The sequence below is a fragment of the Nostoc commune NIES-4072 genome (assembly GCF_003113895.1).
Lineage (GTDB): Bacteria > Cyanobacteriota > Cyanobacteriia > Cyanobacteriales > Nostocaceae > Nostoc > Nostoc commune.
In genome coordinates, this window is sequence record NZ_BDUD01000002.1 from 637,529 (window position 1) to 657,564 (window position 20,036).

At 44.7% G+C, this 20,036-nt stretch carries 19 protein-coding genes; 14 read left to right on the forward strand and 5 right to left on the reverse strand.

The window, feature by feature from the left end; all coding sequences use genetic code 11:
• Positions 1 to 27: 27 nt before the first annotated feature.
• The 4 genes from CDC33_RS40965 to CDC33_RS40025 all read right to left on the reverse strand — a co-directional run bounded on the left by CDC33_RS40965 (position 28) and on the right by CDC33_RS40025 (position 1,922).
• A complete protein-coding gene (locus CDC33_RS40965; protein WP_244919530.1) occupies positions 28 to 417 on the reverse strand; it encodes a hypothetical protein in 390 nt (129 codons plus the stop codon).
• A gap of 25 nt (positions 418 to 442) precedes the next feature.
• Complete coding sequence (locus tag CDC33_RS35300) at positions 443 to 646, reverse strand: hypothetical protein (RefSeq protein WP_109013190.1); 204 nt, start codon at positions 644 to 646, stop codon at positions 443 to 445.
• A complete protein-coding gene (locus CDC33_RS35305; RefSeq protein WP_109013191.1) occupies positions 639 to 965 on the reverse strand; it encodes a hypothetical protein in 327 nt (108 codons plus the stop codon). The genes CDC33_RS35300 and CDC33_RS35305 overlap by 8 nt, the downstream gene beginning before the upstream one ends.
• Positions 966 to 1,052: 87 nt before the next feature.
• Complete coding sequence (locus CDC33_RS40025) at positions 1,053 to 1,922, reverse strand: hypothetical protein (protein ID WP_219930137.1); 870 nt, start codon at positions 1,920 to 1,922, stop codon at positions 1,053 to 1,055.
• A gap of 261 nt (positions 1,923 to 2,183) precedes the next feature.
• Here CDC33_RS40025 and CDC33_RS35320 point away from each other — a divergent pair, with 261 nt between their 5' ends.
• The 8 genes from CDC33_RS35320 (at position 2,184) to CDC33_RS35360 (ending at position 13,619) form a co-directional block, all read left to right on the forward strand.
• Entirely contained in the window at positions 2,184 to 2,534 is a 351-nt protein-coding gene (locus tag CDC33_RS35320) for a helix-turn-helix domain-containing protein (protein WP_109013194.1), read from the forward strand.
• Positions 2,535 to 2,607: 73 nt separating this feature from the next.
• Positions 2,608 to 3,099, forward strand: a complete 492-nt coding sequence (locus CDC33_RS40970) for a hypothetical protein (protein ID WP_244919531.1) — start codon at positions 2,608 to 2,610, stop codon at positions 3,097 to 3,099.
• A gap of 22 nt (positions 3,100 to 3,121) precedes the next feature.
• Positions 3,122 to 4,078, forward strand: a complete 957-nt coding sequence (locus CDC33_RS35335) for a hypothetical protein (protein ID WP_109013195.1) — start codon at positions 3,122 to 3,124, stop codon at positions 4,076 to 4,078.
• 318 nt (positions 4,079 to 4,396) lie between these two features.
• A complete protein-coding gene (locus CDC33_RS35340; protein ID WP_109013196.1) occupies positions 4,397 to 10,495 on the forward strand; it encodes an AAA family ATPase in 6,099 nt (2,032 codons plus the stop codon).
• Between the two features lie 84 nt (positions 10,496 to 10,579).
• Positions 10,580 to 11,209, forward strand: coding sequence for a response regulator (locus CDC33_RS35345; protein WP_109013197.1), 630 nt, complete (start codon positions 10,580 to 10,582; stop codon positions 11,207 to 11,209).
• Between the two features lie 242 nt (positions 11,210 to 11,451).
• Positions 11,452 to 11,730 (forward strand): hypothetical protein, encoded by a 279-nt coding sequence (locus CDC33_RS35350; protein WP_109013198.1) that lies wholly within the window; start codon positions 11,452 to 11,454, stop codon positions 11,728 to 11,730.
• A gap of 404 nt (positions 11,731 to 12,134) precedes the next feature.
• A complete protein-coding gene (locus CDC33_RS35355; RefSeq protein ID WP_109013199.1) occupies positions 12,135 to 12,692 on the forward strand; it encodes a DsbA family protein in 558 nt (185 codons plus the stop codon).
• A 114-nt stretch (positions 12,693 to 12,806) separates the two neighbouring features.
• Positions 12,807 to 13,619 (forward strand): alpha/beta fold hydrolase, encoded by an 813-nt coding sequence (locus CDC33_RS35360; RefSeq protein WP_109013200.1) that lies wholly within the window; start codon positions 12,807 to 12,809, stop codon positions 13,617 to 13,619.
• A gap of 53 nt (positions 13,620 to 13,672) precedes the next feature.
• Here the strand turns inward: CDC33_RS35360 and CDC33_RS38075 are convergent, their stop codons facing one another.
• On the reverse strand, positions 13,673 to 13,894 hold the full coding sequence (locus CDC33_RS38075; RefSeq protein ID WP_146195923.1) for a hypothetical protein: 222 nt from the start codon (positions 13,892 to 13,894) through the stop codon (positions 13,673 to 13,675).
• Between the two features lie 118 nt (positions 13,895 to 14,012).
• Between CDC33_RS38075 and CDC33_RS35365 the strand changes: the two genes are divergently transcribed.
• The 6 genes from CDC33_RS35365 (at position 14,013) to CDC33_RS35390 (ending at position 19,989) form a co-directional block, all read left to right on the forward strand.
• Complete coding sequence (locus CDC33_RS35365) at positions 14,013 to 14,348, forward strand: Dps family protein (RefSeq protein WP_219930138.1); 336 nt, start codon at positions 14,013 to 14,015, stop codon at positions 14,346 to 14,348.
• 146 nt (positions 14,349 to 14,494) lie between these two features.
• Positions 14,495 to 14,905 carry a ferritin-like domain-containing protein gene (locus CDC33_RS40030; protein WP_219930139.1) on the forward strand — a complete coding sequence of 137 codons (411 nt, stop codon included), beginning with the start codon at positions 14,495 to 14,497 and terminating at the stop codon, positions 14,903 to 14,905.
• Between the two features lie 116 nt (positions 14,906 to 15,021).
• Positions 15,022 to 16,575, forward strand: a complete 1,554-nt coding sequence (locus CDC33_RS35375) for a GMC family oxidoreductase (protein ID WP_109013201.1) — start codon at positions 15,022 to 15,024, stop codon at positions 16,573 to 16,575.
• 208 nt (positions 16,576 to 16,783) lie between these two features.
• Positions 16,784 to 18,358: a GMC family oxidoreductase gene (locus CDC33_RS35380; RefSeq protein WP_219930140.1), complete on the forward strand. Its 1,575-nt coding sequence runs from the start codon at positions 16,784 to 16,786 to the stop codon at positions 18,356 to 18,358.
• Positions 18,359 to 18,463: 105 nt separating this feature from the next.
• Positions 18,464 to 19,375 carry an SDR family NAD(P)-dependent oxidoreductase gene (locus tag CDC33_RS35385; protein ID WP_109013203.1) on the forward strand — a complete coding sequence of 304 codons (912 nt, stop codon included), beginning with the start codon at positions 18,464 to 18,466 and terminating at the stop codon, positions 19,373 to 19,375.
• 98 nt (positions 19,376 to 19,473) lie between these two features.
• Positions 19,474 to 19,989: an SgcJ/EcaC family oxidoreductase gene (locus tag CDC33_RS35390; protein ID WP_109013204.1), complete on the forward strand. Its 516-nt coding sequence runs from the start codon at positions 19,474 to 19,476 to the stop codon at positions 19,987 to 19,989.
• Positions 19,990 to 20,036 lie beyond the last annotated feature (47 nt).

Consider the following 20,036-nt stretch of genomic DNA (forward strand, 5'->3'; position numbering starts at 1 on the left):
GCATTCCTTTAGGTAAACGCTTTTGTACTAATTAGAAAGCTCTCGATTCCGGTCTAACTCCCATTGCAGATAAGTGAGCGCAGTTTGAGCATCAGCAATGTTTAAATCAGGTTGATATCCCTCGTCTAACAGTTGTTTGTAGTCTGGATGCGTAGCAATAAGGGATATCAGAGTTTGAGCTTGTTCAACTAATTGATGGAGGTTGGGGTTAGACATCTCAATGCCTAGCCGTGAACATAAATCCTCTGCCTTTACACCTATTGTTCCTGGTTCAATCTCGGTTTCTAACTCTTCAAGCAGAGATTGGAAAATAGGATGTTCATCGTTGATTTCAATCTCAACCAAATCTGCACTCTTTGTAACGACAGTTGCCCAATCGGGTAAAGTTTGTGCAATGGTCTTCGCGTAAAGTTTCATGATTTTATCCTCTGGGATTAATAACCTAAAAATCCTCGGCAATCTCCAACAAAAAACCGCGTCCCGTGTTCTGCACTTGCACCAGTTCTTTATCCAGCAATGTTTGAATTACTGAATCGGAAAATTGGAATTGCAGACGATGCAGAGGAACACAACCGCCACAAAGCTGAATCAAACGCAGCAAATGGTTGGCTCTACGGTCAAAATCGTTGTTTGCTTCCTTAGCCATTGGTTGCACCCTCAGTTAATACGGTTAACTGTCGGTTGAGAATGCTTATTTGCTGTTGATAAAAGTCAATTTCAGCAGTGATTTTGTTGAACAATTCTTCTGGTGTAAGCGGTTGGATTTGATTTTCCTGAAAGTGGAACAATTCATCAGAGTTTCTATGAGGCATCAGCGCATAACGCCAACCACCACCGAATTGTTCAGCTAGTTCTGTACCATTTGGGTAGTAATAAAGTCCCAAGATGATGCCGTGTTTAGTTCGCTGTTCCATAGCAAAGCGGGGATATTCCCAGTGTTGGGGGATTGAGATTGTGGGTTGCATGGGTTTAATGGCGATTGTTGAGAATGTGGTGGGAGGCGATCGCTGTTGGTCGTGTCTATCGAGCGATCGCCTTCATGTGTGTGAGAATTACGCCGCTACTAGTTCCAAAGCTGGCTCATACTCCCTCAACTGCCCCCATTCTTCATTCGTGAGCATTTCAAACGGTCGGTCTAGCAATTCTTCACAGCCAGCCGCTTCTGCATGGGGTACGCTTTCCACCATCGACAGCCACCACACCGCATCCATTGCCGAATCACAGGGTATGCGCTGCTGGGTTTCGTCTGCTGCGCGTGTGAACCACCAGCCGAGGTCAGTGCATCCTACTTCGCCTAATTTCTGGTCATTTTGGTAAATACCGTCGTCAAGGATTTCAAACCCGTACTTCTCGCATTCGTTGAAAATCTGCGCCATGACTTCGTTACCAGTGGTGCTTTTAAGCTCTTGAGCAGAAGAGATTTCTTGTACAAATTCCTTCCCCTCTGCACCTCTGCCCCCCTGCCTAAGAGCTTCTTCCTGCACTGACAGTGTGCCATCTTTGTAGTGGATGGAGATGTAGCGATGACAGCGCATTACGGTATTGGTACGAAATACTTCTTTCTCGTTAACCATGACTACCCAGCGTTGCGTTAAGTGATCGTCGTCATGGGTAATGCTTGCTATCAGTTGATTACCAGCGTAATATTCGTGATGGTCAAACGAGATTTCGACTATTGTGAGGAGTTCGGGAGCTACAACTTGGGCTTGGGTTGCGATGTAGTTGTCGAGTTCAGCTTGGGCAAGGGCTTGGTTGTCAACTTTCTGAAGCTGGGTGGATTGGTGGGTGATGATTGCGTTTACCCAGGTTTCAGTCGCTCTTTTGTCAAGAGTGGGTGTAACGCTTAATTCGGCAGCGATTCTTTTGAGGCGGGGGAGGGTATAGCGGGAGAGGGCTTGCTGTGTGTATTTGGGATGTGTCATGATTGAAATCTCCATAATTAATTGGAACAAAAGGCGATCGCGGAAGTTTCTCAGGCTCAGTCGGTCGTCTTTTGTTTTTGTTTTTTTTCTTTTATACTACTTATGGTAGCGCTACTGTAAGTAGTTAGCAATAGTCTAAAGCCAACTTTTGTATTACGATTGGTAATGCTACTCTTAGTAATTATTTAGATTACTTATGGATACACACACTGTAGATAACCAACTGAAAGTAGTGCTACTTTAGGGAGTAAGAATTAGGAAATGCCTGTGCTTGTAAAACTGAAAAAGACAAGAGAAGCTAAAGGCTTGTCTCAAAATGAGCTAGCGAGGAAAACTGGTTACAGTCTGCAAAATATTCAAAAAATTGAACAAGGAAGAGCTGCCTCAATTACATTTGATGCCTTGGGGAGATTTTGCGAAGTACTTGAATGTCAGCCTGGAGATATTTTGGAATGGCGGCCAAACAATATTGATGACAAAACTGGGCACTCATCAAATGATGAGGTGTTAAAAACTGCTTCAGAGGAAGTAGAAGGAAAAAGTGAGTCGCCAAAATCAACAAAACGTCAACCACACATGATTGTCATTGATGCCAACAGAGGTGCGGCATGAAACAAAAATTGTACAATAGCCAACGCCAGAATGATTATGAGACGGCTTTGTTGCTATTGAAAAGAAAAACGGTATGACTGAAGCTAGCGTTTCTAATCAGGATAAAATACCTAACAAAAAGCCAGAATCGTCCGATAAAACTATTGATTACGACTGGCGCGATCCCTCAAAACCTCGTAATTCTGAAGATGATGTAATTGTGGATGGTTGGCGGCGACGTGCTGATGGAACTTTTGAGAAAGTTGAAAATACAGAGGCTGCATCTATGACATCGTTTATATGTGACCAAATTATAGATTTTGAAGCGAAGAATGCTTATGAAGCCCAAGATATTGAAAGGCTCATAGAGCAAGTAAAAACTTTGGTGGCAGAGTCAAAAGATAGCAAAGTTGTAATTTTACTGAGAAATGCTCATTATTTGACTACCAGAGCATTTGTGATTCTTTATAACTATATTCAAGAACCTTTCTCGACAAATGCAGTTTTTGTGTTGGTTTCTACCGATAAATCCCGAATATTCCCTCCTTTACTTGATTTAGTAGAGCATCGGCAACAAGTAGCTTAAATATCAACCTAGAGGTGGGTTTATGGACAAATCAACCCGTAAGAGCAAAAAATCCACCTCTGCCGCATCTACCGATTCAACTTCACCAGCTAACTCTGCAAACAAGGATATTTCCCAGCAAGAAAACCCAGCCTTAGCAACAATCACCGTTACTGCTGTCGAAATTCCAGAGTTGACAGAGGAGGAACAAAGCGATCGCCTGCACTTGGAAAGAAAAGTGGAGAAAGCGGTTTTTGAGGCGGGAAAGGCGCTTATGGAATTGAGGGATAGAAGGCTGTATCGTTCCACCCACAGCACTTTTGAGGAGTATTGCAAAGACAGGTTTGGATTTGAGCGCCGTCATCCTTACAGATTAATCGAAGCTTCGGCTGTGTTTGATAACCTGATAAAAATGTGTCCAAATTGGACGCAAAATGAAGATGATCCTGATACAGTCCACTCCGGGCAGCGACAAATCTTGCCGACAGCAGAGGGGCAAGTTCGACCCATGACAAAGCTTCAACCCCAGGAACAGCAGGAAGCATGGCTAAGAGCAGTAGAAGTTGCTGGCGGGAAAGTGCCGACTGGTAGAATCGTTAAAGATGTGGTGCAAAGGATTATGGAGCGAACCCAAGTACCCAATACCTACCAAATCGGTGAAGTGTGCCAAATCATTACCAAAGACAACCCCGAACTCAGGGGCAAGGGTGGCTGCTGGGGTATCGTTAACCATGTGGGCGAATTCAGTTGCACTGTCAAAACCTGGGATGGGGAATATACGGTTGGATTGCAGCACCTCAAATCTTACAATTACCTGCCTGCCGAGTGTCAGCAGATGCAGGTGATTTGCGATCGCATCAGTCGAGTGTATTCCGATTCACTTGAGGAGACAGTCAAAAGTCTGTTGCAGTTATTGGGGAGGGTAAATCGGCCTTATCTTACTGCTGTGGAAGAAAAGCTGTTGAAGCTTCTGGAGTTGGAGTATGGGAGGATACCCTAAACAATTTTGGCAATTTGGCATCTAATGTCTTTGGGTTGCAGTTTCAATGGATATATCACCATAACGGGACAGTCAAGAAGTTGTATGAGGGATAGGGCAAAACTTTCCGCTTCTAGTGTACCGTGCTATGCCAGTTGTCAAAGGAGTGCTGTAGAACGCTCTACAAAATTGATACAGCGCTCAACAGAGTTCAGTTAAGGCTCTACAACTGGCTAGAAATGAACAAAACCAAATAGAGTTTCAGAAGATGAAAAATGTAGATAGCTAGATTGCTGTATAGTTTGAGTTATGCCAGATTATACTCTCAAGAGTTGCTCTATGATCACTCTGCCTGGTATTGCTGTCCAAAACAAAATATACGAAAGTTCCAATTCTCTAGTGTACCGGGGCATCAGAGACGATGGAGTAGCGCTCATCGTAAAAATGCTAAAGCTTGATTATCCTTCATCTCAAGAACTAACCCGCTACAGACAGGAATATAAAATTACCCGTTCCCTGAATCTGGAAGGAGTTGTCAAGGCATACAGCCAGCAGGACTATCAACGCACTCTGGTGATTATCTTAGAAGATTTTGGCGGAGAGTCCCTAGAGCAATGGATGCACAAGCGTCCAGATATTTTCTGCCCCATGCCTTTATCCCAATTTTTAAGTATAGCGATCGATATTTGCGATATTCTAGGCAAAATCCATGCAGCTAGTGTTATTCATAAAGATATCAACCCTGGAAACATAGTCTTTAATCTGGATACTGGCGTTGTCAAAATTATTGACTTTGGAATTGCCACCCAATTTAACCGCACGAATCCGTCTTTCAAAAGTCCTCATGTTTTAGAAGGGACACTCGCCTACTTATCTCCAGAGCAAACCGGGCGGATGAACCGTTTACTCGATTACCGCACCGATTTTTACTCCCTTGGCGTGACATTTTACGAACTGTTCACTGGACAACTACCATTTCCCATCACAGACGTGCTGGAGCTAGTCCATTGTCATATTGCCAAACATCCTATTCCGCCGAATGAAATAAATACAACGATTCCCAAGCCAGTTTCAGATATCATTCTCAAACTGATGGCGAAAAATGCTGAAAATCGCTATCAAAGTGCCTGGGGCATCAAAGCGGATTTAGAAATCTGTGTTCAACAATTAGAAGAAATCGGTCAAATCTCTAGCATTCAACTTGGGCTTCAAGACGTTTCTGAGCAATTTCAAATTCCTCAAAAACTGTATGGACGGGACAAGGAAGTTGCAATGTTACTGGCAGCGTTTGATCGTGTAGCGTGTCCAGAGTCAAATCGCGTTGTTTCTTTACCAAACAATTCAGAAACAACTTCACAAAGCGAACAAAGAGGCAAACCAAAATTCCAAGTCGAAATGATGTTGGTATCTGGCTATGCTGGCATTGGTAAATCTGCGTTAGTGCAAGAAATCTATAAACCAATTACCCAAAAACGCGGCTATTTTATCTCTGGTAAATTCGATCAATTTGGCCGCAATATTCCCTACAGCGCGATCACAGATGCTCTGCAAAAATTGGTGCAGCAATTGCTGGGTGAACCAGACGAACAAGTGCAACAGTGGCGTTCACTCTTACTTACAGCTTTAGGAAACAACGCACAAATCATCATTGATATCATCCCCGAAGTTGAATTAATTATCGGTAAGCAATCGCCTGTACCATCCGTTGGAGCAACTGAAGCTCAAAATCGCTTTCATCGAATCTTTGGGCAGTTTGTGCGGGTGTTTTGTTCAGAATCACATCCCCTGGCGATTTTCTTAGATGATTTGCAGTGGATAGACTCAGCAACACTGAAGTTAATCGAGTTGATGTTGCTTGATGAGCAAACCAAATCACTATTTTTGATTGGAGCCTATCGAGATAATGAAGTAAATCCAACGCATCCATTAGCATTAATGCTAGAAAGACTGCGAAAACAAGGGGCAGTGCTTCAGGAAATTATTCTAACACCATTAACTCTCTTGCCGTTGAGTCAGTTAATCGCCAAGACGCTACATCGGAATGCAGACATTGTTCGTCCCTTGACTGAATTAGTGTTGCGTAAAACTGAGGGCAATCCCTTCTTTGTCAGTGAATTTTTGAGAATGCTGCATAGCGAAAATTTATTGACCTTTGATGCTGAAGACTTAAGCTGGCAGTGGAATATAGCTCAGATCCAAGCCCAAGATATCACTGATAATGTTGTGGAGTTGATGCTTCACAAGTTGAAGAAACTGCCAGAAAACACACAGCAAATTCTCCGGTTAGCTGCTTGCGTCGGCGCTGAATTTAATTTAGATACTCTATCGATTGTTTGTGATCAACCACCTGAAACTGTTTTTCAAGATTTACAAACAGCCATACAAATTGGATTAATTCAACCACTATCTGAATTAGATGAAAACTTGTTAATTCAAGAGTATAAGTTCTTGCACGATCGCGTGCAGCAAGCAGCATATACCTTAATCGATGAGTCGCAAAAAAAAATTGTTCATCTCCAAATTGGTCGCAATCTCCTCGGAAAAACTTTGCCAGAGAGACTATCAGACCGATTGTTTGAAATTGTCGATCATCTTAATCATGGAATTGAGCAAGTCACAGATCAACTAGAACGCAATGAAATTGCTAGATTAAATTTAATTACAGGACAGAAAGCAAAAGCTGCGATCGCCTACAATATGGCTCGAAACTATTTAGCCGCAGGAAAAGTATGGCTAGCAGCATCTAGCTGGCAAACCAATTATGACTTAACCTTAGAGCTATGTATAGAGACAACAGAAGTCGCGTATTTATGTGGCGATTTTGAGCAGGTAGAACACTGGGTGGCGATCGTTCTACAATCAGGCAAGACTATTGTCGATATTGTAAAAGTTTACGAAGTCAAAATTCAAACTGACATCGCGCAGAACCAGCTATTAAAAGCAATAAATACTGGATTGCAAGTGTTGCAGAAATTGGGGATCAGTTTTCCCGAAAAACTGAGCCAGTCAGATATTCAGCTTGAACTAAACATAATCATATCCCGCTTTGACAACGAGCCGATTCAGAACTTGATCCAATTGCCAGAAATGGCTCAACCAGAGAAGCTAGCAGCAATGCGAATTCTCTCAAGGATAACCCTTGCTGCCTATCATGCAGCTCCCGATCTGGTGCTTCTACTTGTGTTTAAACAGGTCAACTTATCAATCCAGTATGGCAATACGTTTGTGTCTCCTTTTGCATACGCCAACTTTGGGTTAATTCTTTGTGGAATGGTCGGCAACATTGAGACTGGCTACGAGTTTGGGCAGCTTACATTAAGGCTGTTAGCTCATCTGAAAATCCATTCACTTAAAGCTAGAACATTGTTCATGGTGACTAACTTCATCACCCACTGGAAAGAGCATATTAGAGAAACATCGAAACCATTTTTGGAAGCTTATCAAAGTGGTCTGGAAACTGGAGATTTAGAGTTTGCTGCCTATTGCGCTTTCACTTACTGCCTCCAACTCTTTATCGTTGGAAAAGAACTTGTAGAGGTTGAACACGAGATGGCAACATACTGTGAAGCAATCTATCAAATTAAACAGACAACATCACTCACTTGGACTCAAATATTTCAGCAGTCTGTTTTAAATTTGATGGGATGCTCGGTCAATCCATCCCGTCTCGTTGGCGAATCCTACAACGAGGAAAATAGACTGCCACACCATGAAATAGAAGATGCAGTTATACTCTTTTTGGTACATCTCAACAAACTTATTCTATGTTATGTATTTTCTGAGTATTTTCAGGCGTCTGAGAACGCAGCCATAGCGGAAAGTCATGTAATCCGCGTCAGTGCAACACCCCTCGTTCCTGTACACTACTTCTATAGCTCTCTAGCAAGACTCGCAATATTTCCTGGAAGCAGCGCTCAAGCGCAAGAGGAAATTCTCAAAAACGTTGCTGTTATCCAGGAGCAAATGAAGCAATGGGCAGTTTATGCGCCAATGAATTATTTGCATAAATATCATTTAGTGGAAGCAGAGATTGCACGAGTTTTGGGTCAGTTACTTGAGGCAGAAGAGTTCTACGAACAAGCAATTCAAGGAGCTAGAGACAATGAGTATTTGCAAGAAGAAGCATTAGCTTATGAATTAGCTGCTAAACATTATCTAGCAAGAGGTAGAGAAAAAATCGCCCAAACTTACATGAAGGAAGCACATTACTGCTATGAACGATGGGGAGCATCTGCGAAAGTCAAAGATTTAGAAACTCGCTATCCCCAGCTATTTTCTCAATCGTCGGGCATGGCTGACGTGCCAATCCACAAAACTTCTGTCACCACCTCTAATCACTCACCCATCGCTTTCGATTTAGCGGCGGTGATGAAAGCTTCCCTTGCGATTTCTAGTGAAATTGAACTGGATAAGTTACTCAGTTCATTGATGAAGATATTAATCGAAAATGCTGGCGCACAAACAGGATTTTTGATTTTGGAAAATTCAGGGAAATGGGTGATTGAAGCGTCTAGTGAATTCAATGAGGGTGAGAATGTCTATGCTACACAAGTGCTGCAATCTATCCCAACTGCAAATCATTTACCTGAATCAATTATTAATTATGTGATTCGTACTCATGAATGTGTCATTTTAAATGATGCTACTCGTGAAGGTAATTTTATTAACGATCAATATATTCAACACAATCAAACTCAATCAATCTTATGTTTACCTATGCTCAATCAAGGTAAGCTCGTGGGCGTGTTGTATCTAGAAAATAAACTAGCGGCTGGGGCTTTTACACCAGAGCGATTCTCCGTTCGCGCAAGCGTGCCGGAGGCATTAGGAGACGCTACGCGATCGCAAGTCTTAAATCTGCTATCCACCCAGGCAGCCATTGCGATCGAAAATGCCAAACTCTATGCAAAGCTCCGTGCGAGTGAAAGTAAGATGGCTCAGTTTCTAGAAGCGATTCCAATAGGAATTGGAATAATGGATGCGGTAGGTAGTCCTTACTACTTCAATCAAAAGGCAATTCAGCTACTGGGCAAAGGGATAGATCCTTCCATAACACTGGATCAAATCTCAGAGGTTTATCAAATTTATTTAGCAGGAACGGATCAAAAGTATCCAACTGAGAAATTGCCAGGGATGCGGGCGTTGAGCGGCGAACATACTAGGATCGACGATTCAGAAATTCGCCGAAATAACGTAACCATTCCAGTTGAGGCATGGGGAACTCCAGTATTTGATGAGCAAGGCAACGTGGCTTATTCGATTACAGCCGTTCAAGACATTACGGAGCGCAAACAAGCAGAACACCTCTTAGCCAATTACAACCGCACTCTAGAGCAACAGGTAGCTCAAAGGACTGCGGCTTTACAAAAAAGCGAAGCCGCACTGCGCGATGTCTACGACGAGCTTCGCTTACGCGAACAAGAATTACGACTAATCACCGACGCTCTACCAGTTCTTATCAGCTACGTGGATGCAAATCAGCGCTATCGGTTTGTTAACCACACTTATGAGGTTTGGTTTAACCTTAGTCAAGATGAGATTTTGGGCAAATCTGTTCATGAACTCCTGGGTGAGACGGTTTATCAACGGGTTGAGCCGTTTATTAATCAAGTGTTTGAAGGGCAAACTGTAACCCTGGAAGCAGAAATTCCCTTTTCACTGGGTAAAAGGTGCATCAGTGCTACCTTGATCCCCGATTGCAATTGCCCAAGGGGCAGTGCCAAAGGCGATCGCAATGCTCAAGTGAAAGGCTTCTACAGTCTCATCACGGATGTTAGCGAACAGCGAAACGCTGCACTACGTGAACGCAAACGAGCCGAACACGCCTCCATTCTGGAAGAACGCAACCGCATGGCGCGAGAAATTCACGATACCCTGGCACAGTCCTTCACAGGCATTCTTGTTCAAGTAGGAGCTGCAACACAAGTGCTAGCGGATGATATAGAAGCGACACAGGCACACCTGGAAATAATTGATGAACTGGCACGAACCGGACTTGCTGAGGCGCGTCGATCGGTGTCAGCACTCCGTCCTCAGCTATTGGAGGATGGCAATTTACATAGTGCCCTTCATCGCCTTGTGACTCAAATGAGAGCCACTGCCGATACCGCTCTGATCTACGAAATCAAAGGCACAGCCTATTCGTTGCCAGCTGAGGTTGAAAATAACTTACTACGGATTGGGCAGGAAGCATTAACCAACGCTATAAAATACGCTGATGCTGCGGAAATTCGTGTTGAGTTGGTATATGACAATGCCCAATGTATTCTGCGCGTTAAAGACGATGGACGGGGCTTTGGGGTTGCTACGATCCCAGTTGTTGGCGGATTTGGATTGCTGGGAATGAGCGAGAGGGCAGAACATCTTGGAGCGCAACTGAGTATTCAGAGCCAACCTGGGCAAGGAACAGAAATTGTTGTCATTGTCAATCGAGATTAAGAATTATTAAATAGGCAAGATCAGAAACGCAACGTGTAGTATTAGCTTAATTTCTCAGTTTGTACTTTCAATTTCTTCATAATTATGAGCCAATCAACGAATATTCGGATTCTGATTGTTGATGATCATTCCATTGTCAGGCAAGGATTGGCAACCATCATTAACCGTGATCCAGAGATGACAGTGATTGCTCAAGCAGAAGATGGACAACAAGCGATCGCTTTCTTTCGTGAATACCAACCAGATGTAACGCTGATGGATTTACGAATGCCCCAGATGGCAGGAGTTGAAGCCATTACTGCTATTTGTGCTGAATTTAAAGCTGCTCGAATTGTTGTGCTGACAACCTACGATGGTGATGAAGATATTTATCGCGGATTGCACGCAGGCGCTAAAGGATATTTGCTCAAAGATGCTAAACCCAACGAACTTCTGAGTGCCATTCGCACAATTCATCGCGGTCAGCAGTATATTCCACCCGAAGTAGGGGCAAAACTGGTGCAGAGGATGAGCAATCCTGAACTGAGTGAGCGAGAACTAGATGTACTCCGTTTAATGGCGCAAGGAATGAGTAATTTAGAAATTAGCAGTACTTTGAGTATCGGTGAAAGCACCGTCAAATCTCACGTTAATCGAATTTTAAGTAAATTGGGAGTGAACGATCGCACTCAAGCCGTGATTATTGCTGTTAAACGAGGGATTGTCAATTTGTAAGGAAGTTGTACTAAAGTTCAAATTTAGATTCCAACTTTAGTTGGAGCCAACATTCCATTTATATATGGACTGATTTATCAATCACTCTATTGAGTAAAAGTTTCAACTTTTAGGGGACGACAAGAACCGAGTTAGTTGCATATATTTATAGACAAAGCCTCCAAAGCTTCAACAAAAGTATGTAAACATTTAGTTGCTCACTGGCGGCGATTTAGAATTAGTAAAAAAGGCGGAATACAATTATGGATGTTTGGAATTTGGCTAAAGGTTTAGGAGTCGTAATCGTTAGCGCAATAGCTTTCTCTGGAAACTCTGCTATTGCCAAAATCAATCAGGGTGTGACTCTAAATAATAATCTGAATGCACCTACCTTAAACACAGCGATTAAAAAGCACAATACATTAGGAGACGATGCCCTGAAAATTAATTACAGCATCAAACAAACTCAATCTCAAAATAGAAATGCTGCTCTAGATAAGAAAAAAACTTTGCTAGCAGGCTGTTACCGTTCGTGTTTTTAAGCCTTAGAGGATGTTTGAAAAGTATTTTTGGTAACTTCTGAGGCTTGGAAACCTAACCCCCTTACCTACAAGGGAATGAGAGTTTCAAAGCCTCTCGACCCTTGTCTAACGACAGGCTAACGCCAACGGGGAGAGGAATGGAAGCGGGGTTTCTGGTATACTTTACAATTTTTCAAACATCCTCTTAGCGTTTTTTATTTCACACAGATCCCAAAAAGTTAATAAGTAGGTGGGCATAAATATATAAATATAGATGTGTATAGATGTGTTACATTTCGTTAACGCACCATCTAATTTTCTTCTGAATGACTTAGACCTTTCCAAAAACTAGATTTTAGCTCAGGTAGTACAAGGATTTCAGAAGAGATCACTGGCGATGAGCATTTTCTTCTTCGGAGGTCTCAGTGAGTTTTGAGAGTGATCGCAGTTTGTTATTCGTCCCACCTTCAACACAAGATCACATAAAAGGTGTGCTGAATGCCACAGTAGTGCTTGTGATGTATGGGGACTATGAATGTTCTCAGAATGCGGACGTTTACAGGCTGATTAGAGTCATTGGGCGACAGCTTAGTGTTTCTTTGGGGGAGAATTATTTGTGCTTCATTTTCCGTCATTTTCCACAGATAGAGATTCATTCTCATGCTCAACGTGCGGCTGAAGCAGCTGAAGCGGCTGCTGTCCAAGGTCAATTTTGGACAATGCATGAAATGCTGTTCAGCTATCAACAAGAGTTGGGAAATGGCTATCTCGTGGAGTATGCCAATAATCTAGGACTTGATATTTCCAAATTTCTGCAAGATATATCTAAAAAAGTCTACGTCGATCGCATCAATGAAGATATTGAAAGTGGATTATACAGTGGAGTAACGGCTGCCCCAGCACTGTTTATTAATGGAATTCGGTATCTTGAACGCTGGACTGTTGAGCAGATAATGGCAGCTATTGTTGCTGCAAATGATTAAGGTTTTTGATTCTTATCCCAACAAGTATTTCATCGGGGAGTATTTCATAATTTCTATACGGACAACAAGAATCAGAGATTTCAGCAATTTAGCAAGAATACAGAGGCGATCGCAATGATAGTTTTTACATGGAAAAAAGTTCAAAAATTGTTGCTGTGGTTATTTGCATTAAGTGTTGTCGTTAGAATATCAATGCATCCAACACCAGCCACCTCCAAGGAATTACCTCAAGCGTCCAACTCTAAACCTGCGATCGTTCTCGTTCATGGGGCTTATGCTGACGGTACATCATGGCAACACGTCATTCCATTGTTAGAGCAGGATGGCTACAGAGTGACTGCTGTGCAGATTCCGCTCACCTCACTTGCTGATGATGTGGCAACGACCAAGCGGGTGATTAATAATCAAAAAGGTTCTGTTGTATTAGTTGGACATTCCTATGGTGGAAATGTGATTACGGGTGCGGCGGCTGGCAATCCACAGGTGAAAGCTCTGGTTTATGTTAATGCTTTCGCACCAGATGTCGGTGAAAAGACGAGTGATTTGAATAAAAGGTACGCACCACCTCCGATTAGTACGGCAATTGTATCTGATGCTGCAAACTTTCTCTATATTGATCGCGGGAAGTTTCACGAATTTTTTGCCCAAGACGTATCAAAAGCTGAAGCACGAGTGATGGCAGCAACCCAAAAGCCGATCGCCAGCGCAGCCTTTGAGCAATCAGTGACTGAAATTGCCTGGAAAACGATCCCTTCCTGGTTTCTGGTGACTCAAAGTGATCGCGCCATCAACCCTGAACTTCAACGATTTATGGCTAAACGGATTAATGCTAAGACAACCGAAGTTAACTCCAGTCATGTTCCTTTTATCTCTCATCCAAAAGAAGTTACCAAAGTGATTGAAGCAGCTAGCACTGCTGTGAAGTAATCCCAATTTTAAGAGAAGAAGTTTTTCGGTACATACAAATAGAACAGACCTAATTATCCTACTAAAAGGGGTTTAAAACCCCATCCCCAAGACATACAGCTTGTGAGAGTGTTGGGGTCTAAATCCCCATCACAAAACGTAATGGGAGCAACGCGATTTTGTGAGGTGCTAAAATCTGGGACGTATATAGCTTGTTTCAGGATGCGATCGCAACTAAAAAACCAGATTTTGTTGAGAATATAGGGGTGTAATTGAGAACTAAACCCCGATCTCACTTTTTCGCGTTGCTCCCAAACGTAATTGCGAATTGCGAACTTGTACTGAGTTTCGACTACGCTCAACTACCGCGTAGTCGAAGTATTGCGAATTGCGAATTGTTTAAGACTCTAGGAGATGCGATCGTGCCGACTCAAAATACAAGTATCACTGAAGTTGATGGCAGTCAACCCTTACTGCATCAACATGGATATGAAATTCAGCAGTATGGGACTCTTCGTGATTTGCCAATTGTTCTCAGCCCCCAGTGCCCGCAGCCAAAGCTGTGTTTTAGTCAATCAAATTTTGGCAGATACGATTATTCTCTATCACCTTTACAAGAAACATCACTGGTTGATGCGCGGACATACGTTTTATCAACTACATCTGTTGCTCGACAAACACGCCAGCGAACAAATTGAGTTAATTGATGCACTGGGTGAACGGGTACAAACACTGGGAGGTGTGGCGTAGACGCTTTGCGGCTTGTCGTCAGACATCGCTGACCCACGTCATGTGGCAGAAGTCACTAAGATTAACCCGGATTTCTCACCACATCTCGATTAAGCCTGCGCTTGAGCAGAGGAGCAGGGGAGCAGGGGAGCAGAGGAGAGTTCAATGTGCCTTGTTCTTTCCCCTCTCCCGGATTTCTCACCACATCTCGATTAAGCCTGCGCTTGAGCAGAGGAGCAGGGGAGCAGGGGAGCAGAGGAGAGTTCAATGTGCCTTGTTCTTTCCCCTCTGCCCCTCTGCCCCTCTGCCCCTCTGCCCATCCTTCCCCTCAAGCTTGTGAGAAATGCGGGATTAAGCGTCCGCCCAATGGTGTTGAGGAAGTACCTGTGATGTTGTCGCGGTTACTGGAAGCCCACGAGTTAATCATTGGGGAATTGAGAGTGGCGATCGATAAAACAGCAGCGAATCAAGATAGTGGTACTAACGATTTGTTAGTGAGCCAAGTCCTGCGAACCAATGAGACGCAAGTTTGGTTTCTGGCAGAACATTTGGTGGATACACCATTGGTACGCAGTTAAATTCAGCAGATCGGGCGTTGTAAATGAATAACTAACAGTATTTCAGCGATCGCTCTTTAAATCAGTTCATTCTTGACTCCATTTATCCATTGTAGATAACAGAGGAAAAGAACTTTATGACTAATTATGACTACATTGTAATTGGTGCAGGTTCAGCAGGATGCGTTGTTGCCAATCGTCTGACAGAAGACAGCGACACAACTGTGTTACTACTTGAAGCGGGTAATCCCGATACGAAACCAGAAATTCACATCCCAGCGCAATGTCTCAGTCTACTAGGTTCTGAGGTGGACTGGAGCTATTTCTCTGAACCAGAACCCTACTTGAATAACCGCAAAATCTTTTGTCCTCGTGGCAAAGTCCTGGGCGGCAGCAGTTCGATTAATATCATGATTTATCTGCGGGGTAATTCTCACGATTATGACCACTGGCAGTCATTGGGCAATCCCGGTTGGTCGTACCTTGATGTCTTGCCCTACTTCAAGAAATCAGAAAACTTCTCACGAGGCGCGTCTAAATTTCACGGGGTCGATGGAGAGTTGAGCGTCACCGATCTGATTGCGCCTGCTGTGGTATCCCAACGTTTTGTAGACGCAGCAGTGGAACTAGGATATGACCACAATTCCGATCCCAATGGAATGCAGCAGTTAGGAGCAGGACTCTATCAGTTGACGATCAAGGATGGTAAGCGCCACAGCGCGGCCGCTGCCTTCCTGTTACCCATTTTCCAGCGTCCCAATTTGACTGTAACCACAAAAGCGTTGGTAACTCGCTTGTTGTTTGAGGGTACTCGCACTATTGGGGTAGAATACCTGCACGAGGACATGCTGCACCAGGTTAGGGTAAACTCCGAAGTGATTTTAAGTGCTGGCGCGTTCGATTCGCCCAAGCTGCTGATGCTTTCCGGTATTGGTGATGCAGAACACCTGCAAACTTTGGGAATTCCGGTAGTGGCTGATTTGCCGGGTGTCGGTCAAAACCTCCAAGACCATCCTGTCGTGTCCGTGGCACACGAGGCAACTCAGGATTTACACACGGCAAGCAGCAGTAGTGTCGCTGAAGCTGGCTTGTTTTTGCATACTCCGGGTAATCTGGATGCCGCGCCAGATTTACAGTTTCTCTTCGGCCCGGTTGTGTTGGCACCGCCTGGTTATGCCCACTCTGGTTTAGGATTTACAAGTTTCGTCTGTTTAACTCATCCTCAAAACATTGGTAGTGTCAGTTTGCGTTCCCCCGACCCCAAAGACACACCGATGATTCAAATGAACTTTCTCCAAAGTGAAACTGATGTACAAAAGTTAGTTGTCGGGATTAAATTACTCCGTAACTTGTTCGGTGCAAGTGCTTTGGATGAGTTTCGCGGTAAGGAAATCGCTCCGGGTGCTGACAAGCAGAGTGATGCAGCACTCGAAGCTTACATTCGGGACACTTGCAGCACTGTGTGGCATCCGGTTGGCACTTGCAAAATGGGCATTGACCCAATGGCAGTGGTCGATCCTGAGTTGCGAGTACATGGGGTTGAGGGATTGCGAGTTGTTGATGCCTCCATCATGCCAACAATCACCACGGGAAATACGAACGCACCGACCATCATGATTGGTGAGAAAGCAGCAGATTTAATTAAAGCGGAGAGGTGCAAGCCTTCGGCGGTCAGCTCTTATCTGGCGTAACAATCCTCACCAAGAACCCGAACGGTCTGATTGTCCATATTGCAATTCATCATCGCCCCCTCAGTGCCGTACTCTGTTTCTCTATCGAGATACGTGACCGTCTGAAGAGCAAGATCAAGCCGGACTATTTCTACGCAGGAAAGTAGGGCTACTTCTGTCCATCCCTAGTTCCATCAATTCGTTGCAGACAGCAAAGGAGAGTTTCGTGATGCAATATGACTACATTGTAATTGGTGCAGGGTCAGCAGGCTGCGTAGTCGCCAATCGTCTCACAGAAGACCCAGAAATCACTGTACTGTTGCTCGAAGCGGGCAATCCAGCGACGAAACCGGAAATCCAAATCCCAGCAGAATGCGTCAATCTAATTGGCACTGAAGTGGACTGGGGCTATCTCTCCGAACCAGAACCGTATCTGAACAACCGCAAGATCCTTTGTTCCCGTGGCAAAGTCGTAGGGGGCAGCAGTTCGATTAATTTCATGCTCTATGTTCGAGGCAATCCTCACGATTACGATCGCTGGCAGGAATTAGGAAATCCCGGTTGGAGTTACGAGGATGTCTTACCCTATTTTAAAAAATCCGAGCACCAGCAGCGCGGTGCTGATGCCTATCACAGTGTAGATGGAGCGTTAAGCGTGAGCGATCTGATTGCGCCTGCTCCAATTTCTCACCGATTTGTAGAGGCGTGTGTTGCAGCAGGCTATGACTATAATCCTGATTTCAACGCCAAGCAGCAGTCAGGAGCAGGATTTTATCAACACACTATCAAGGACGGTAAACGGCACAGTGCTGCGGCTGCTTTCCTTTTGCCCATTGTCGGGCGTTCTAATTTGACCCTTACAACTGGGGTGTTGGTGACTCGATTGTTGTTTGAGGGTACTCGCGCGGTTGGCGTAGAATATCTGCATGAGGGAATGCTGCACCAAATTAGAGTCAATAAAGAAGTGATTTTAAGTGCGGGTGCATTCGATTCGCCTAAACTTTTAATGCTTTCCGGGATTGGCAATGCCTCACAGTTACAGGCATTGGGGATTTCTGTCGTATTAGATTTGCAGGGAGTGGGTCAAAACCTGCAAGATCACATTCTGGTTCCTGTGGTCTATCAGTCAATTCAGGATCTACACTTTGCTAGCACGAGTAGTATCGGAGAAGCTGGACTGTACTTACATAGCGAAGGCAACTCAGAGATTGCACCTGATTTACAGTTTTTCTTCGCTCCTGTCCAGTTCTTGCCGCTTGGCTATCCTGCTGCTGCTTTTGGGTTCACGGATGTTGTCTCTTTGACCCGTCTGCAAAATCGTGGCAGTGTGAGTTTGCGCTCATCTGATCCGCAAGACACCCCCATGATTCAGATGAACTATCTGCAAAGTGAAGCCGATGTGCAAAAGTTAGTCGCTGCAACTAAACTAGCACGCCAATTGTTTCAGATGAATCATTTTGATGAGTTTCGTGGTGCAGAAATTGCTCCGGGTGCTGAGGTTCAGAGTGATGAAGCACTCGTTGCTTATATTCGCAACAATTGCAGCACAGTGTGGCATCCGGTTGGCACTTGCAAAATGGGCAATGACCACATGGCAGTGGTCGATCCTGAACTACGAGTACATGGAATTGAAGGGTTACGAGTTGTAGATGCCTCCATCATGCCCACCATCACGACCGGAAATACCAACGCACCCACCATCATGATTGGTGAGAAGGCAGCAGATTTAATTAAAGCAGGTCGCACAGCACGAACGGTTCTCAGCAAATCTAACGTCCAAAATCCGGCGTATTCATCTATTTAGAAACGAGCGATTGTCTTTGATTAATCTCAGATTATCATACCTGTTGAGCGTTTATCGGTGGATGTTAGGCAAACAGAACACTCGACCTTTGTAAAGGAATACACAATGGCACTGATTACAACACCATTTGGACGACATTCCACCGCCGCCGAGGTCGTAGAAGCAATTGATCTTTCCGGCAAGTGGGCGATCGTTACGGGAGCCGCATCGGGCATCGGCTTAGAAACGGCGCGGGCACTGGCTCAAACTGGAGCGATCGTTACACTAGCTGTGCGTAATACCGATGCTGGAGCGCAAGTCGCGGCTGACATTATGGCTACTACTGGGAACCGGAATATTCATGTTGCTTTGCTTGATTTAAGCGATCGCAACTCAATTGCCAAGTTCATTGCTGCCTGGCGTGAGCCGCTGCACATCCTCGTTAATAATGCAGGGGTAATGGCACTGCCCGAACAGCGCACACCCGAAGGCTGGGAGATGCAATTTGCCACTAACTATCTCGGACACTTTGCCCTAGCGCTCGGACTATACGACGCTCTCGCTGCCGAGGGTGCCGCCCGTATCGTATTGGTTAGCTCTAGCGGACACCTGATGTCGCCCATTGTGTTCGATGATATTCACTTCATGTTCCGTCCTTACGAACCGTGGTTGGCGTATGGACAGTCCAAAACCGCAAGTATCCTATTTGCTGTGGGTGCTACTGCGCGCTGGTTCAAGGATGGTATTACCGCTAATGCCCTGATGCCTGGGGCGATCGCAACCAACCTCCAGCGTCATACGGGCGGTCTTAGAACCCCACCTGAGCGGCAGAAGACAATAACGCAGGGTGCGGCAACTTCCGTTCTGTTGGCAACATCTCCGTTACTAAAGGGCGTTGGCGGACGCTATTTCGAGGACTGCAATGAAGCCACTCTCGTCACCAATGGGAACGGCTATCTGAGCGGAGTTGCCCCCTACGCCCTGAATCCAGACAATGCCGATCGGCTCTGGGATGAATCGTTGCGCCTGCTCGCTTGACCTGGCAGTAACAGTGAGCTTCACGCTGTTGATAAACGAATTGCCGGTCGTAAGCCTGCCAGCCTTTCGTCCATCACTTAAAAGGAAAACTCAAAACTATGAATTCACAAACAGCTCAAACCACCACTACTACTGACGAGTCGGCAATCCGTGCTTTCCATCGCCAGATGATTGATGCTTGGAATCGAGGTAGCGGCGAAGGCTTCGCTGCCCCATTCAGCGAAACTGCCGATTTCATCACGTTCGAGGGTACGCATCTCAAGGGTCGAAAAGAAATCGCTGCATTTCATCAGCAAGCGTTCGACACAGTTGTTAAAGGAACACGTTTGGAGGGTGAGGTGGATTTTGTCCGCTTCGTGAACTCGCAACTCGCGCTCATGCTCGTAGTTATCAGGGTAATACTGCCCGGACAAACTGAAACTTCACCGTCACGAGATTCGCTGCCACTATACGTCGTAACCAAAGGCGACGAAGGTTGGCAGATCGAAGGGTTGCTCAATACCCGGAAGTTAACGCTAGAACGTCAATTCTTTTTAGACGACTTTGACTTACTGAGCGTAGAGGCTCAACGTCAAGTGACCGACCTTGTTTCAAGTCTCAAGCAGCCTCATTAAGCAGATCAATCAAAGGTGATGTAAGGAATGGCACGCTTGTTAAGATA